This window comes from Carboxylicivirga marina (assembly GCF_016612505.1).
GTDB classification, from domain to species: Bacteria; Bacteroidota; Bacteroidia; order Bacteroidales; family Marinilabiliaceae; genus Carboxylicivirga; species Carboxylicivirga marina.
The window spans coordinates 1-17306 of the sequence record NZ_JAENRR010000087.1 but is presented as its reverse complement, the minus strand read 5'-3'; the positions used below and the strand labels follow the sequence as shown (position 1 = coordinate 17306).

Below are 17306 nucleotides of genomic sequence, written 5' to 3'. Positions count from 1 at the left end.
CCGAGAGGCGAGGTAACACCTGGGCAATTTCACAATTTCACCAACACCCCTAAAACCAGCATCAAGTCCAGTAAAACCAACACATACAAGCAATACAAGCACACATTCTTAAATTGTTCTAAATTGAAATAAATCGCATAATGTTGTCCAACGGTTGTCCAAATGTTGTCCAAGCTTATTATATTTGTATTGAATCAATGTTTGCAATTATGGCACAGATAAAGTTTATTGCTAGGGGTAACTCTAACCAGAAAGAGATTTATTTAAGACTATCAGCTGGGCGAGCCATTAACATTAAGCGCAAAACAGGCTACTCAATAGATAAAACTCTTTGGAAGTTCACAAAAGCATCAAAAGGTGCAAACAAGGGTAAGTTAACTGAATTTGGAGAACCAAAGCAGACCGATGCCATCGGCAAGCAATTAAAAGAGCAATTAGATTCATTGGCAACTGAAATAAACAAACGCTATAACGAAGCCACCGAAAAAGGAACGACTATAAATGGAAACTGGCTAGACGAACAAATAAGGGATCTGCAGAATAGAACCTCAACTGAGGAACAGGATAAGAGCGACCTTATAACCTACCTACAATATTATATCGAGTATTTACCCAGCCATATTAAAAAGAATGGTCAAAGAGGCTTGAGCAAAAACACTATTCAAAAGTTTAACAACTTAAAAAATCGATTCGCCGATTTTCAAAAAGCTAAACGGACTCGATTTAACCTTGCTGATATCACACCTGACCTAATAGCTCAATTTGATAAGTATTTGCGAAAAAACGGCTATTCAGACAATTATATCGGTACACTAACAAAGGATATAAAAACACTTGGAAAACATGCCAGAAAAGAGGGCTTTAAAGTCTCAAGCCAGCTTGACTACATCACAGCTGTTAAAGCCGAAACATACAAGGTTATTTTAACACTTGATGAATTAGAAAAAATCAAAAACACCACATTTGAACGTGATGCACTAGACAATGCCCGGGATTGGCTTTTAATTGGCTGCTTTATTGGTCAACGCGTAAGTGATCTATTGCGCTTAACTGCAGATAATGTTGTTTCGAAAGGTGGTTTATTAATGCTTGAGCTGACTCAACAAAAGACCGGTAACAAGGTTATTTTACCTCTTCAGGACCAGGTCCAGGAAATTTTACAAAAGAGATCCGGACAGTTCCCCAGAAAGATAAGCGACCAAAAGTTTAATACTTACATTAAAGAGCTATGTAAACAAGCCGAAATTAAAACCCCAACGAAAGGCACAATTAAGCAGGAAGTTAAAATAAACAACAAAAAAACATTTAGAAATGTTACAGGCGTGTTTCCCAAACATGAGTTAATTACATCCCATATCTGCAGACGTTCATTTGCAACTAATTACTATGGAGATATACCAACGCCCTTGTTGATGAGTGCAACCGGCCACACAACCGAAAATAAATTCTTGATATACATTGGAAAAAGTGCAACTGATCAGGCACACCAGTTGGCCGAATACTGGGCTAAACTCTCAGCAATGAATAAGAAAGAAACAAACCTCAAAGTCGTTAAGAAAGCTAATTAACCAATGGATAAAAAAGAACTACAATACAACATTGAGAATTGGTATGACTTTGCCGATAACCAACAAAGTGAAATTAAGCGGTGGTTTAGAGCGACTTTTATGAAGTCTAACAGATGGAATAAAAAGGCCATTTTATCATTTATCCATAATGACAATTATATAGAACAACTACTCATTAGGTTGTTTCAATTAGCCTACGAACAGAGCTCTATAACAAACAAAGCTTTTATTGATTATTGCATAGGCACATATAGCGAAAGGAGTATTCATAAGGTAGAAATGACAGACGATTTTTATAATTCGTTTATTGAGTTTCTATATGACGGAAAAAAGAGAGGGCATATAAAAAGCTCCAATAGAACACTTGCGACCTGTATCAACCACTTTTGCGATGCTCCAAATAGCCTTTCATCAAACACCATCAGAGACCTTTTAAGTGAATAGCACCTAATTCAATAAAATTCTATCGAAAAACAAGCAGCTTTACTTCGATATTTAAAATCTCATATCACTTAAAATGTAGCATTTAAGATTTTACAATCTATTGTATTTGCACTTTTTTACCCCATATTAACTGCTTTCCCACCTCTTAGAACACCTGTTTATTTGCATCCATAACGATAATAAAAAACGATATGGAGCAATTACAATTTATTCAAATTACACCAGAGCAGTTAGAACAATCAATTCTTGCTGGCATTGAAGAAAAGCTAAACGCACTTACTGAAAATTTCCAACCCAAACAGCCCACCGAATGGCTGACACGCAACGAGGTTAAAGAACTTCTAAAAATTGACCTTTCAACACTTCATAACTGGACGAAAAAAGGCAAACTAAAAGCTTATGGCATTGGCAATCGCGTCTACTATAAGCGTTATGAAATAGAAGCTTCATTAATTGAGTTATCCAAGTAGTTAATGTATGATTATATCAAAGCATTAAGCGTCTTTGTAAATACAGAAAAGCTACTGCAATGCCATGAATTAAGCTTTACAACTCCTTTTGATGAATCGACCGGTGAAATACACAGGAGAAAATCTAAGGTAGCTCAATACAAAGGCATGTGTTTAGCTTTAAAAGGAAGTGAACTGAAGATAACAGGCTCTCTTCATAAAATGAAAAATGATGGATGCCACAACTATGATGATTTTAAATATGATGACGTATGTAGAATTATCAATGAACTTGGCTTTTTGATTGGTGCTAACGCTACAGAAATCCCACTTAACAACCTTGAATTTGGAGTAAACTTAGCTATTGATTACAACCCATCGTTGTTTTTGCGAGACCTTTTGACACACCGCTCAATTCCTTTTAACACAACAAAGACATCATCAAAACATTTTTGCCAGGCGGAACACCATACCTATAGAATGAAAATCTACAACAAGGGTTTACAGTATAGCCAGGGCAACATTTTACGCATCGAGTTGAAATACAATAAAATGAGAAACCTCAATAAGATAGGATTAAACTCACTGTCTGATTTAATGAATCTCGATATATGGATCAAATTGGGATCCATATTAGCAAATGAGTTCAACCAGGTTATTTATGTCAATTCAAGCATTGATATACAAAAGCTATCGGTTAAGGAGCGACTATTCTACAAAAAAGTGGATAATCCGAAATATTGGACCGGCGATGAACCAAGGCACAAAAAACTAAGATCAAGGAAAAAACTAAGCCAGATAATAGATGATTATTCAGTATCAAAATATCCTACTCCGGATGACATCAAAAACAAGGTTGAAAAGTTGAAAAGTGTAACGTTCGCACCACATTGTCAAAAGGTGCAAAATGTAACGTTCGCACCGATCGATATTTTTCCAAAAACTGGAAAGTGTAACGTTCGCACATTTTAGCTATACGGTGCAAACGTTACACCCCTTAAAATTGGCTATATGAAACTGAAAGAAATTGACGAAGCATATTTAACGGAAATTGTATACGAACCCTGGCCCGAGTTAAGCGAAGAAGAAAGAGCAGAAATGGCGGCAAAATATGAAGAGCTTTTACCCAGGTTCATTAACAGAGAAGAAAGGATTATTGGTAAAGGAGGTAAATGCCCTATGGACATACTTCATGATACAATACTGAAGGGTATAGAAGCAAAAGTAAGTTCAGTTCAAAGAACGTCGCAAACAGAAGCTATACGAGAGGCTCAAAAACAAAGTGATTACCTGTTAACACAGAAAACAATAAGCGTTCAACCAAACAACTTCGATGCAAAACATTACCTGAAACAGAATAGAGAAACATTAAAACGAGTATTCAACAAAGTAAGATTCTAAACATGTCAGAAAAAACTCAACGCATAAACTTCAAACACACCTACGAAGACAAAGAAAAACTCGATTACATAGCTCAAACCGGCAAAATCAATAACTCTGAGGCTATCAGAAAAGCAATAAACTACACTTACCAGAACCTTAAGGATATTTTGGAACCTGAGCAGGATGAGGTGCTTAAAGCACAAACTCCAATTCATTAAATATTTGAGTGAAAATTATGAAGCGAGACAAATTTAATCTGATTGATGTATACCTGAACAACCCTTCAATGGTTGAGATAGCAAGGAAAACTTTGCATCGCTGCGACATGAAGCACCTTGAGCATGCTATAAAAAATGACCTAGACGAACCAACAAAAGAAGCTTGTGACTGCATGGACATGATTAAATGTCATTACAGGTGGTACCTAATCGGACATCATCAAACATTACATCGTGTCATGCATGAGATTAGGAGATACAAACAAGCTTTCTTTTATGAAAGGAAAGTTTTAATGGAAATAATTGAAACTATTGAGCAAGAGGTTCTCAATCGTGAACTATATGAGGCCATGCCACGCCATTTGCAAGCAAAACGTAAAATCTTAAAAGCTATCGACCATGATTAAAATATTTCAGAATAACCAGTTTGGTGAAATACGAGTAGCCACTAATGAAAATAACGAGCCTGTTTTTTGTCTTAAAGACTTGTGTAATGCTCTTGGATTATCCAATAACAGAAAAGTTAAGAGCCAGTTAGATGAGGACGTAACCTTGAGTTACCCCCTTGAAACACCAGGAGGACTTCAGAATACAACTTTTGTAACAGAGCCAGGCATGTATTCGGTAATTATCCGTTCCGATAGTCCAATTGCAAAACCAATGCAAAGGTGGATAACACATGACGTTCTCCCATCCATCCGAAAACATGGTACCTATATGACTTCTGCAGTAATTGAAAAGGCCCTATCGGATCCTGACACACTAATACAGCTTGCCACTACCCTAAAGGAAGAGCGCAAACAAAAAGAACTATATCGCCAGCAAGCCGAGACACAAACCAAAGCGATTATGGAGAATGCGCCAAAGGTTCAATACTATGATGAAGTGCTACAAAGCCCGAGTACATGCACAACCAGTCAAGTGGCAAAGGAGCTTGGCATGACTGCCATTGCATTAAATAAGTTTTTAGCAGCTCAACAGATACAATACAAGCAGGGTGGTGTTTGGCTACTTTATGCGAAGTACCAGGACAAAGGATACACCAAGACCAAGACTAATCCATACAACGACCATGGAGAAATTAAAACAACAATGCTAACAGTATGGACAGAGAAAGGCCGAGAGTTCATCCATGGGATAGTTAATCAATTTAGCATGGTCAATACACCCAAACAGGAGAAGAATACAAAAAGGAAGCCTAGGGGGGTATAAAAAGGGTTCAGTCAATCGCTTTGCAAAACCAAGCGGCCCTAGCTCACACACAAAATATCCGTTTTCGCGCGAGTGGGGGGGGGTAATAATCTAACAATAATACAATGGCATTACAGGCAAAAACAATTAAAGCAAAGCTAGAGGAACTGGGGGTTTGGAGGCCAGCAATGACACTTTCAGTTAACCAATTGATTGAGGTAGATTCGACCTTGAACTTGATGCAAAAAGCGGTTAAAAAAGATGGTGTTAGCATCAAGCACAAGACGAGAGAAAACCATGTAAGAATTGTTGCCCATCCCCTTTTAACCGAAATAACAAAGCTGCAATCGGTAAAACAGAAATTATGAATGATCTTTTGCTTACTCCTTCCGCTCTGGATAAAGCAAATAAACACGAAAATGAGGATGATACTTTCATGAAAATTTAAGGACCAGCAAAAAGTGCGATAAAATAACAAGCAGAACATCTCTATCCTAATCGATAGGGATGTTTTGTTTTACTTTCATTTGGTATAAATCCTGCTATTGTATGATTTCCCAAGGCCAATACATGAGCAGGCATTGTCAAAGGTGCTGCCTAAGGAGAGATTTATAAAAATATCAATTAGAGACATCAGTTAATCAAAAAGTCCACTTCCCGACTTGGATGTCTGAGAAATAATAGCTTTTTTTATGATGAATAAGGATCTCATATCAAAGATGGTTAATACGGTAATTGGTGACAGTTGAGTGGAATTAGATCGGGATAAGTGCATAAAGTAGAGGTGGTAGAAAATTCAGCAATTCATTTAAGGTTTTAGATATGGTATGTGAGGCAGTAAGATATGTTAATTCAGTAAGGTACTTACACAAAAAGGTTTTGTGACTGAGGGGGCGAAGCTATAAAGTCGCAATAAAATATACTATGTTCAAATTAGTAATACTATATAAATCATTAAGACTATAGTAAATATATAAAGCACTAGTGTTTTATATCGACGAGTTAGCGCCCATAAGATAAAAAGATGAGAGAATATCTGTTAATTTACATCCTGCTGTTCCTTGTTTGGAATTCAACGAAAGCTCAATATAATATCTATAATTATAGAAATACTTTTGTTGCAAAAGTAGACACGTTTGCTACAAATCATGTTATTGATTTGGAAGAGGAAGGCATGGCGTATGGGATTAATGATTATGAATTAACATATACTCATCCAGACAGTATTATTTACAAATATTATCGAATTGAATCCGGAAAACTAATTGACAATAAGAAATATGGAATATGGTTCGTTGCATGGGGACATATCAACAATAATCAAAGAAAACAGGGTGGAACTCAGAAAGAGTATTTTATCAATAATTATTTAATTCCCAATACTGAATACTTCTCGGACTCAATTTTAGTTGATTTGAATTTACGTAGGATAACTTGCTATTTTGCTTTCTCAGAAATAAAAAAGAAATCAACTACTAGTACTCTTAAAATTGACTACTGGGCAAAGGAAAATTGCGACACTACATTTGTGAGGTGTTCAAATATTGAAGGAAATGAGATTTTTAAGACCACATCGGAATATGTAATTGAGGAATTTAATTTACTCTATTCTGGATATTATAACAGAAAAATTACGGGCGCTAACAATGGCTTATAAAGCATAGGCTTGCCGCAGGCGCAACACAAGCCAACGCTTCATAGCCTGGCCGTTAGCTACTATTAAACGCAAGAATGAGAACAGTAGGAATCATTAATCCATTTACTCCACAAAATGCTCTAACAAACTTTATTGGTAGAGAAATGGAGTTGGAGTTATTAGAAGGAAGCTTAATTCAGAAAAGACATAAGGTCGTAGCTATTTCAGGAAATAATGCCACTGGAAAAACTTCATTATGGCGAGTTTTCTTAGATGGACACAAACAATTTGTCGATAAAGTTCAAGTATTTAGTGGTTCTCCAGGATTTGAAGGATTTCCTACTATTGAGAAAGAAACACAACTAGTTATTATTGATGATATAAGTTATGATTTTATTGAAACCTTAGAAATAGAGATAGAAAAATTAATTAAAACAAATCCACAAAAACAATTCTTACTAGTAGGTGCGCATGTTGATAAATTTAGAACCATAAAAATTGACCAGAAAATACATATTGACAATTTACATGCAAGAGAATCTAATAATCTATTAAATGAATTACTTAAAAAGCAATTAGCAGAAAAGGATATTCAAAGAATTGCAAACTATACAAAAGGTAATCCATTTCTACTTCAGCTATTCTCTCACTATTTAAATCAGAATAGATATAGTGTGGATCAGATTCTCAAACTCGTTAATGATGAAATTCAGAAGAAAGGTGTTTTTACTAATTCTGGTATTGAAATACCTTCTTCAAGTTATGAGTTTAAGCATATCACATCAGATATACGTGTCGTAAATAAAAACATACTTGATAAAATCAAGTTAAGACCTGAAGATATGCATAAACTTACCTCTAGACAGTTTGAAGAAATGGTTGCTGAATTAATGGAAAAACGTGGATATTCTGTTGACCTAACTAAAGCAACTAGAGATGGAGGAAAAGACTTAATTATTGCAAATCATGTTGACATTGGAAATTTCTTGTATTATCTCGAATGTAAGAAATATGCACCTGAGCGTCCAGTAGGTGTAAACTTGATTAGGGAACTTGCAGGTACTATATCTGTTGATAGAGTAACTGCTGGGATTATGATTACATCTTCATATTTCTCTCCTGATGCGATAGAGTTTTCCGAAAAAATAAAACATCAAATGAGCCTAGTTGACTATGTGAAATTGAAAGAATGGCTGAAAAATGTATAAAACAGTAGCTAATAAACCGCAATAAAGAATGCCTTGCCGAGGCTGGTTTTGGAGGTCTAGCTCCCGCGCGAGCAAAGGCGAAATCAAGAAAGCGAAAATACCACACGCAGCGGCACACTTCATGCGGCAAGATGATGGTAGTTATAGACTTAGCAATGCTTAATAAATAATTTAACCAAAGAATATGAATGATAAAACATCGATAGGAGTTAGAATACATGATATACACCATGGATTAATTCAAAGTCGTGGTGCTATTATTGAAACAGAATTTGATTTATTAAAAACTTTAGGAGCTTCAATTCAACTAGCAACAACTATTAAAGACCATGAAGTTATTAATGATTTAAAACCATTTTATGCTGCAGCTGGTGAATTAAAAATTGAAAGAGCAATGGCAAAAGAAGCTTTAGCTCATTTAGAAGAATTAGATTTTGTTCGCCTACAGTATCAATCAGGGAAAAGAGAGATTAAAAGAATTGATGTATTAGTGCCTGATACACAAAAAATTTATACTGATTTTGGAGACTACTTTAACTCTGAAAACAAAAGTGAATTATCGGCTAAAACCATTGAGATACTCGATAAATTAAGTGCATTCCCTCATAAGGAGCGAGATATTAGAAGTAATCTAAATATAGAAAACGGGCATTATGACCTAATAAAGGATGTTTGTACAAGTGCTTCTTTATTGGACTCGTACTCATCGCCTACAGATTCAGAGAGTGTTTTGTATTCACCTCTTTATTGGGATGATAACCCTCAAAAAATATTTGATTTATTAGAAAAACATAAGTCGAATGACTTTCTTCAAGCAATTGGTAAAATTAAAGGTTATCAAGGGCTTCCAGATGGAAAGTTTAATGATAATAGTGTTTTGACAGATGCAGTAGCCCTCGGTTGTTTGCCAACACTTTCTGTAAATTCCACATCAGGACTAAAAAAATTCCTTTTCACACCAAGGCAAGGTGTAGGTAAACTCGAAAAAAATTTACTACATAAAGCTAGAGTATTAATATCTTGTGTAAGATATGGAGAAAATTTTGCTGGTATTACAAAAATCATTTGGCCAGAAAAGATTTTAAATGCATTACTAAATAGAGGGTATTTAAAAGGACATACGGAAAGCCTTGAGCAATATGAACCTGCTAGAAATTTAGGTTTAGTAAAATTAATTCCTTCGGGAAATAGGTATGAAGTGCATTTTATCGATAATGATGAAAATAAATTAGTTGTTAAAATGGCATTAGATATGCTTTCTATTGGTGATACTTCTAAATTTGATGATTCAGAGGAACAAGCAAAGAAAATATTAGTGCCTGGTAATATTTTACATCCTACCCAGTCTAGGACTCATATTTTAAAGGAAGATACAGGACAAAAATCCAAAACCACTGTACAAAGAATTAATAATTTATTATTAGGTATTGAGTAATGGCAAAAAAAATAACACTTAATAAAGACCATAGTTTAAAACTTCTTTGTAAAGAGCTGTATAAACAAATGGGGTTTTGTACTCACTATGAGGTACTATTGAGAACAAAGAGTTATATATCTAGTTATAAGACCCATGATATATCAGATATTGATGTTTTGGGTTACAAGTTTAATTCAGATTTATCTCTATTCAAAATTGGTTCGGAATGTAAAAGTGGAGAGTCAAGTGCTTTAGAAGAATTATTTAAGTTTTTGGGGGTATTTGATTATTACAAATTAGATAGAGGGTATTTAATTAAAAGTAAAATTCATCAAAATGCCCGAGAAGTAGCAATAAAGAATGGAATAAGATGTTTTACAGAAGCAGAAATTAGACAATTATTATTAGGATTTGGAATTGATATAGAAAAAAAACTAAGTATTGAAAATGCTAAATACTTGAAGCTAACAAGAAGTCTTGCATCCTTTAAGGAGAAAAATGACAAACTAATAGAATACCTTAAATTTGATTTTTGGAACAAAGAAGATTGGAAAAATATCCATAATATTATTCACCTATTTTCAAATCCTTCATCCAACCTTCTCTTTAAAGACCAAGAAGTAAAGAGTTCTGAAAAGCAAGTGTTTTATCATACTCTTGAACTATTCTCCTATTCATTACTTTTTATCATTGGTCAATCTATGGTTCTTAACTATTCTGATGTTAAAAGTTCAATAAATAACTCATTATATGGTGGAGCTGAATCTTTAAATGAAAAAAGAAAAATTCATGATTTAGTAAGTCAAGCAACAAGCAATAATGATTCGTTTGAACCAAATTGGCACTCAGATTTAATAAATATCAGCACTAGGTTATCAGAATCTACATACGCTTCTTCAAAAATACCTGAAATGATTCAGTACATTATAGAGAATTCATTTTACGAATCAAAGGTTTCTATTAAGTCTGAAGATATTAAAGATTTTCCAGACTTAACAAGAAAGTTTACACAAGACTTAATGCATTTTTTAACAAAGCATTGTGGTCTAGAAAAAGAAATATTTGAAGACTTTATGAAACTATAAAAACTACTGCAGCCAACAAACCGCAAAAAAGAATGCCTTGCGGAGGCTGGTTTTGGGAGTTTTGCTCCCGTGCGAGCAAAAGTGAAATTGAGAAAGCGAATATACCACACGCAGCGGCACACTTCATCCGGCAAGACGTTCATGCAAAGAAATAAGTAACATAAATTATACCGATGAAAACCCGACACACAAAAAGTACATTTGCAAGCCCCAGCACACAGGCTGATTCTTCAGCTTGCAAAAGAGCTATTTTTTCAGCCACTCATAGGAATATAACGTTATGACTTACAGTAAAAAAAGAATTGAGTATAATAATAAATGGCCAGATAAGGTAATCATGTTTTCTGGACAGGAGGCATTTATAAATCTGCTTAATGAAAAAGATATCCAAAATATTCTATGCCCAATACAATTACCTTTAATTAATGATTTTCAATTTCAAAGACTACTTTCATTTAAGATTGATATATATGAACAGTTACCACAAAGGCCAGATATTGCATTTGATTTAGCATGGCGTACTTTTGAAGCATATGCTACTTATTTTTCAAAAAAAGGAAACTGGAATACGACAAAATCATGGAAGATTTTAAATAAGGTATCCGAAGACATTCTTGAAAATCAGTATAACCAATCAGATGATTTAAATGACGCCTTTGAAGAGCTGGTAAAATCGATACCGTTACAGGCGGCAGAATTTTTAATAAAAAGATTGTTTGAACATGAACCTGCGTCGATAAAAAGTCAGCAAACACAGATTATTGATAGAGTTAAAGATTCAATGGGAAATGAGTTGTTTAATGCAATTCAAAATAAATATGGTGAGCTAACTCCTGCTGATCAAAGAAAAGCAGGAATGCTATTGCAAATAATTCTCTCAGGTAAAGAAATTGATTTAAATGGTGTAAAATTTCGCTTAGATAGAATTTCAATTGCCAAACTTGTAATTAATGGTATACTTTACACCTATAGAAATGAGCGGTTTCACGGAGACTCTTTTTCTCCTTTTAAAAGTAGTAAAACACAAATTAAGACTTATGCTCATTCATATTATCTTTTAATTAGCACCTATTTTTTTATTAGTCAATTAATTTATAAGCATTTTCCAGAGTTATTTGATTTAGATTTAATAGCAAATCAATTAAGAGAAAATACAATTAGGTATAATCAAGTTTTTGAAAAATATAAGAAAAGGTAATTATGGCAATAACAGGAACTGAATTTGAATCAATTATAAAACCATTCTTTTCAAATCTTTTTAAGGATATGGGGTATGCAGTTCTTGAAGTACGAAATCAAAATTCTGGTACTCAAAACGGATTCGATATTAAAATAGTATTTGAAGATGGTCATTTAAAGGAGCGTTATATTTTCGTCGAATGTAAATATTACACAACCGCTAGATTAGATTGGTCTGATATATTTAATAAACAAGTTGAATTAGAAGGATCAAATTATAATCCTACTGCATTTATTCTCCTTTCTCCTCTTCAAAATTTGAGTAATATAAATGACAATCTTCAGCAAAACTTTGAGAAATTAGCAAAATGTCCAGCTGAATTTTGGACTCCTGACAAGGAAATAGAAAAGCTATTCGCAATTGATAGTGATTTATACGAAAAGGTATATGATAAGCCTTGTGATATTGTTGTTGACAGAAATGAACAAATCCAAATCACAAAAACAAGAATAGAACTTATACTTAAAAAGAAAGACTTATTTCAATTTTCAAACTGTATAGAGATTAATGATACAGATAGGAAACCTGAGGAAAGTGAGCACCTCTATACAACACTTGATAGAAAATTAAATGCAGTATTGGCTGATGATGATAAGGATAGGATATATTACCATCAATTAAGAGTTAACTATAAAGTCTTTTTAGAAGACTTGCAGGATGTCAATAATGATTTGCGATTAAAAATAATAAAGTGGCAAGAAAATATGAGGTTTAAGGCTAATAGGCTAACTAGTAAGTTTAATCTGGATTCAGCATATAACTCAAAAAACTTCTTTCATGACTTTTTTGATGAAGCTGAGAAAGAGCTGTTAACTTTCTATGAAAGAAATGACTTAAAAGATGATGAACAAAAACTTTTGGGTGGCTTGGTATTTGAATTAGCGGCTGAATGCCCATTAGATTGGAGTAAAAGATAACTTTTGATATGCAACTAGAGAACTTTATAAGAAAACTTACTTCAAAAAACCTAATAACAAATGTTAGTCTAGAACGACCTAACTATGTTCAACCAGAAGATAGAATATTGTATAGAGCACATAGGTTAGTTATAGTATTAGGTATGCTAAATACTAAAAACGGACTTAGTAAAGATGTTATAGCATGCATCGATTTTCTGTTAAGAAACCCGAATTACCAAAAGAAATTTATTCTGGAGTATTTTCAAGGGCAAAAAAACATTTTGGCCAAAATCACCAAATTTTCAACTGACACGCAAGAAGAATTCGACTTTAATATTGTGCAATACAGAAGTGTACCATGGGATTTGAGGTTTAATGATATGTTTCTTTTCTTATATGCACGAGATTTAATCTCAATCTCAGGAAATAATAAAGACAAAAATCTCAGAATACATCTTTCTACTTTTGGAGGTGAGTATTTTAAAAAAATTAAAGAAGTGTTTTCTTCAGAAATAAACTTTCTTGAATTGTTTGGAACAAAAATGCAAGAAAAGAAAGCAATTACAATTATTACTGATATAATTCCTAAATCCTTTTGGCGCAAGAATGAAAAGCTTAATAATTAATAGATTAAAATATAAAATCTACACAGACGATAATAGACAATATGGTGCAGATGTGCCATTTAAACCAGGTTTAAACATTGTCTGGGGGCCTAACTCTGTTGGGAAAAGTAGCATTGTTACAGGCTTGATTTATGGCTTAGGTCTTGAAAAATGTTTAGGGATATTTAAACTTAATCAGAATCCTTTTAAACCAGAGTTTTATAGTCGAATAGAGGGGAAATCAATCACTCGTTCTTACTTGCTCCTTGAAATTTCTAATGGTGATGAGACGATAACAATATTTCGATATTTAAAAGGTGATAAAACCAATATTGTTGCAATAAAGGAATGTAATATTGAGAATTATGAAAATACTTCTGCTTTTGAAAAATATATAATTGAGGGGGAAGGTGTATTTTCGGAATCAGGTTTTCAAACCTTTTTATTTAATTTTTTAGAAATTGATATTGTTGAAGTCCCTGCGTACGATGGAAAAAACGTAAAACTTTATTTTGAAAATCTAGCCTCTCTTTTCTTTGTTGAACAAAGGGCTGGCTGGGCTCAAATTCAAGCTCGTCAAATCACGCGATACAATATAAGAGATGTGAAAAGGGTGGTATTTGAGTATCTTATGGGATTTGACAAGTTTGATATTCATTTACTAGAGTTAGAAAAAAAGGAATTAGATGAAAGTATAAAGAAACAAGGTGACAGGATTTCTTCTAAGGAAGAAAATATCTTTGTTCTTTGTAATGGGGAATCTGAAGAAGGAAAATTAGTTGTTGATGATAATGATTCTGGCAAATATTCAATTGATGAATACATTCAACTATTACAAAGAAAATATAAGCTTGAATCTCTTGGAATTTCAAACTTGTCAGAAAATAAAGAAAAAACCGAAAGTAATGAGGAGAGTTTACGAGAGAAACTAAAAAACACAGATTACAGATATCGGAAAAGCATTGATAAATCAAAGAGCCTACTTAAAGAAATCAAAGGATATGAAAATTACATTGATCGAATAAAGCTAAATAAGCATAAAAATAAGCAATTAAGTAAAATTGAAGAGTTTTCTCTTGACTTAAAGGTATCAATTTGTCCTATTTGTGAAAAACCTCTAGGTGATAACGAAGAGAATGAATGTAGATTATGTCATTCCGATATAAAAAGGAAAATTTCAACACCTTCTCAAAACCTTGACTTCCTCGAAGACGAAGAAAAGTCATTTAAAAATGTTTTAAGGAGTAAGCAACTCGAATATCGCAAAGAGCTTGAAGTATCTCAAAGGCTAAAAGATAAATTGGATAACACTGAAAAGATTTTAGAGCATCAAATTTCAACTTTTTCAGGTAAAGCACTCTCTAGCTATAGAGAAAAAGTCATTAAAGTTGATAGCCTTTATAAGGAAATTGACAGATATGAAAGGATAAAATCTCGTTGGAAAGATTTGGATATTTTAAGAGCTGAGCTAAAAGTAAAAGAAGCTAAAAGTAATAGACTTAAACAAAAAATTGATAATTATCTTGAAACCAGTTCCGATATTGAAATCCTAAAATCAATACTTGATAATTTGAAATCCAACGTTAGAGAATTAGGATTATTTAAAGCAAAGGAATATTTAATAAATCAAATTAAAATAGATTCAACTGATAACTACACACCATATCTAGACTCATATGATATTTATAACATAAGCAGTTCAAGCGATAATGTTAGGATTATTTTAAGCTATTATATGGCTTTATTACAAACATCAATTCAATTAAAGGATAAAACCAAGATTAGGTTTCCAAATATTCTAATTTTGGATGAACCAAAACAACAGAATCTTGACAACAAGTCATTGATTAGCAGTATTGATTTGTTTGAAAATACGTTAAACTCAGATGGCCAAGTGATTCTGACTACCTACAGTGAATTAAAAAGTGATAGAGATAGGCTGAAAAATTACTTTTGTCATGAAATGAAAAATGAACAAGATTATTTATTGAAATTAGAGGCCAGCCCAGAAGGCCAAGCACAATAGTAGGTCGCACAAGCTAGGCGCATCCAAAACCTACTATAGAGCTTGTCTTGCCAACGCAAGGGTGGGATAGCCAGCATAAAGCACGAAACGCTAACAATATGCATAGCGTATTAAAACACCCCATGCACTTAACGTTGGCGTTCAATGAAAAATGCAGACGGAATCAGGTAATTAATTCAACGAACCAATCTTATCAACATCCATCTCCCCAATAGCTAAATACTCACCATTCCGGTTAATATAGATCGTTTCTTTAGCCGTATCCTTAGTTGAAATAAACAGCTCCCGAATATCAACATCCAGCACCCTGGCAATATCTTTTAATAATTCTGGCTTTGGAAAATTTCGTCCCTGAACAATGTTTGTTATAGTAGATGCTGTAACGCTGACTTTTTCTGCAAGTTCCTTACCGGTCATCTCATTTTGCTTTAAAATCTCCTTTATTCTTAGCATGAATTAGCTTATTAAGTTTATCCAAATATAGAAAATACCAATAACATTCATGTTTACTATATTAAAATATGAAAGATATTTGTATTGAATTAAAATGTTATTTACATTTGCCATCCCAAAACATGAAAGATGTTCAAGTTTGGTAGTGAAGTGTATTTTCAGATTAGTAACATTTTAAAATATAAACCATGGATGTAATAGTTAAAAAAGCAATTGTAGACCTATTGATCAATGCCATCAAAGTAAAAAGAATAAGTAATAGTATCGAATGCATAACTGGAGCTAACGAATTATCAGCCGCTTTTAACATGCTCAGTCCAATACTTCGGTTGATGGGATTAAACTTAAAGGATAAGGAACTTCAGAAAAGAATTGAATTTACAGAAGCCTGGGAACAATTCTTTATAGCAAGTGCTTCTAACGGATCCCCCAAAAATGCAGCTTGGATTCTCTACCATGAATTGGACGAGCTTATAAAGTCGTTATCTGAACCTGAAAATGACTATGAAAAAACCATCAATACAGCGGTTGCCGAATTTATACGCGAAGATAAAAGAGGTAACAAAGGGGCGATTCATGACCTTAACGGAAAATACAAAGCAGCAAATAGGCTATTTCCTGAAGCAAAGAGCCGATTAAAAAGGCAGTATGTATAAATAACCTGTTACGATTTCAACGAATCTTAAACCCTTGTTCAAAAATGAGCAAGGGTTTTGTTTTATATGAGCCCAATCAAAAACTTAATCGAACACTAAAGCCAGATTTGGATTGAGCAAAAACCCAGATTAACCCAAATAACCCAGTGGGTTTTCTGGGTTTCTTTTTATCCCAGTGGGTTTACCTTTATAAAACCTACCCTATTGCATGAAAGCTAGGAAAAGCCACCAAAAGCCTACCCTTTATAATTAAAGCTAGCTGAAGTCCCAAAAGCAAAAAAAGCAATTGGTTTCTGAAGAAAGCAAACTGAAGCAATTGCTACCATTTGCTAGCAATTGCTAACACATGTTGAAAGTGTTGAACAAAACGAACACATGTTAACACTTGTTGATTTCCTCCAACAAGATTAAACGACCGTTAACGAAAACCAACAACCGTTGAAATAGTACACCCTTATTAAGGGATCCTGCACTCCCCTACTCAAGCCCCTTAGTAAGCCCCTTGGCAAGGGTACAAAATAAACCAGTCGTATTTTTTGATTTGCGCCGGCATGCAGTGGCATCGTTTGGTATCCGATCGCAAACAATCGCACTCCGATCGGTATGCGATCAAATCTCAATTCTTGATTTCGAAAAAACGTTTTTGAAAAATACACTATCTTTAAATTGCTGTAAAAGCAAAATTGATTCACAAAGCGAAATTTTACTAACGGGTATGATTTCGCTTTTTTAGTTCTTGGTTGTCCAATGGTTGTCCAAATAAAAAAAGCCTGATAGTTAACTACCAGGCTTTCTTATCTTTGTAAATTCTCTCTGTACCGAGAGGCG

At 33.7% G+C, this 17306-nt stretch carries 19 protein-coding genes; 18 read left to right on the top strand and 1 reads right to left on the bottom strand.

Features of this window, described 5'->3' with window-relative positions:
- Positions 1–209 precede the first annotated feature (209 nt).
- The 17 genes from JIV24_RS20485 (at position 210) to JIV24_RS20405 (ending at position 15369) form a co-directional block, all read left to right on the top strand.
- A complete protein-coding gene (locus JIV24_RS20485; RefSeq protein ID WP_200466950.1) occupies positions 210–1568 on the top strand; it encodes a site-specific integrase in 1359 nt (452 codons plus the stop codon).
- Positions 1569–1571: 3 nt separating this feature from the next.
- Positions 1572–2012, top strand: a complete 441-nt coding sequence (locus JIV24_RS20480) for a hypothetical protein (protein ID WP_200466949.1) — start codon at positions 1572–1574, stop codon at positions 2010–2012.
- A 191-nt stretch (positions 2013–2203) separates the two neighbouring features.
- Entirely contained in the window at positions 2204–2482 is a 279-nt protein-coding gene (locus tag JIV24_RS20475) for a helix-turn-helix domain-containing protein (RefSeq protein ID WP_200466948.1), read from the top strand.
- 3 nt (positions 2483–2485) lie between these two features.
- Positions 2486–3433, top strand: a complete 948-nt coding sequence (locus JIV24_RS20470; protein WP_200466947.1) for a hypothetical protein — start codon at positions 2486–2488, stop codon at positions 3431–3433.
- Between the two features lie 39 nt (positions 3434–3472).
- Complete coding sequence (locus JIV24_RS20465; RefSeq protein WP_200466946.1) at positions 3473–3862, top strand: hypothetical protein; 390 nt, start codon at positions 3473–3475, stop codon at positions 3860–3862.
- A 2-nt stretch (positions 3863–3864) separates the two neighbouring features.
- A complete protein-coding gene (locus JIV24_RS20460; RefSeq protein WP_200466945.1) occupies positions 3865–4062 on the top strand; it encodes a hypothetical protein in 198 nt (65 codons plus the stop codon).
- A 17-nt stretch (positions 4063–4079) separates the two neighbouring features.
- Entirely contained in the window at positions 4080–4469 is a 390-nt protein-coding gene (locus JIV24_RS20455) for a hypothetical protein (protein WP_200466944.1), read from the top strand.
- On the top strand, positions 4462–5274 hold the full coding sequence (locus tag JIV24_RS20450) for a phage antirepressor KilAC domain-containing protein (protein ID WP_200466943.1): 813 nt from the start codon (positions 4462–4464) through the stop codon (positions 5272–5274). Before JIV24_RS20455 ends, JIV24_RS20450 begins: the two co-directional genes overlap by 8 nt.
- Before the next feature lie 104 nt (positions 5275–5378).
- Positions 5379–5621, top strand: a complete 243-nt coding sequence (locus tag JIV24_RS20445; protein ID WP_200466942.1) for a hypothetical protein — start codon at positions 5379–5381, stop codon at positions 5619–5621.
- A gap of 656 nt (positions 5622–6277) precedes the next feature.
- Positions 6278–6910 (top strand): hypothetical protein, encoded by a 633-nt coding sequence (locus tag JIV24_RS20440; RefSeq protein WP_200466941.1) that lies wholly within the window; start codon positions 6278–6280, stop codon positions 6908–6910.
- Positions 6911–6984: 74 nt separating this feature from the next.
- On the top strand, positions 6985–8097 hold the full coding sequence (locus tag JIV24_RS20435; protein WP_200466940.1) for a restriction endonuclease: 1113 nt from the start codon (positions 6985–6987) through the stop codon (positions 8095–8097).
- A gap of 184 nt (positions 8098–8281) precedes the next feature.
- A complete protein-coding gene (locus tag JIV24_RS20430; RefSeq protein WP_200466939.1) occupies positions 8282–9532 on the top strand; it encodes a hypothetical protein in 1251 nt (416 codons plus the stop codon).
- Complete coding sequence (locus JIV24_RS20425; protein WP_200466938.1) at positions 9532–10599, top strand: hypothetical protein; 1068 nt, start codon at positions 9532–9534, stop codon at positions 10597–10599. The genes JIV24_RS20430 and JIV24_RS20425 overlap by 1 nt, the downstream gene beginning before the upstream one ends.
- Positions 10600–10879: 280 nt before the next feature.
- Entirely contained in the window at positions 10880–11797 is a 918-nt protein-coding gene (locus tag JIV24_RS20420; RefSeq protein ID WP_200466937.1) for a hypothetical protein, read from the top strand.
- 2 nt (positions 11798–11799) lie between these two features.
- Complete coding sequence (locus tag JIV24_RS20415; protein ID WP_200466936.1) at positions 11800–12756, top strand: hypothetical protein; 957 nt, start codon at positions 11800–11802, stop codon at positions 12754–12756.
- 8 nt (positions 12757–12764) lie between these two features.
- Positions 12765–13364, top strand: coding sequence for a hypothetical protein (locus JIV24_RS20410; protein ID WP_200466935.1), 600 nt, complete (start codon positions 12765–12767; stop codon positions 13362–13364).
- A complete protein-coding gene (locus JIV24_RS20405; protein ID WP_200466934.1) occupies positions 13345–15369 on the top strand; it encodes an SMC family protein in 2025 nt (674 codons plus the stop codon). The genes JIV24_RS20410 and JIV24_RS20405 overlap by 20 nt, the downstream gene beginning before the upstream one ends.
- A gap of 171 nt (positions 15370–15540) precedes the next feature.
- On the opposite strand, the gene JIV24_RS20400 is transcribed toward JIV24_RS20405, so the two are convergent.
- A complete protein-coding gene (locus JIV24_RS20400) occupies positions 15541–15822 on the bottom strand; it encodes a helix-turn-helix domain-containing protein (protein ID WP_200466933.1) in 282 nt (93 codons plus the stop codon).
- A 188-nt stretch (positions 15823–16010) separates the two neighbouring features.
- On the opposite strand from JIV24_RS20400, the gene JIV24_RS20395 reads away from it, so the two are divergent.
- Positions 16011–16478: a hypothetical protein gene (locus JIV24_RS20395; protein WP_200466932.1), complete on the top strand. Its 468-nt coding sequence runs from the start codon at positions 16011–16013 to the stop codon at positions 16476–16478.
- Positions 16479–17306 lie beyond the last annotated feature (828 nt).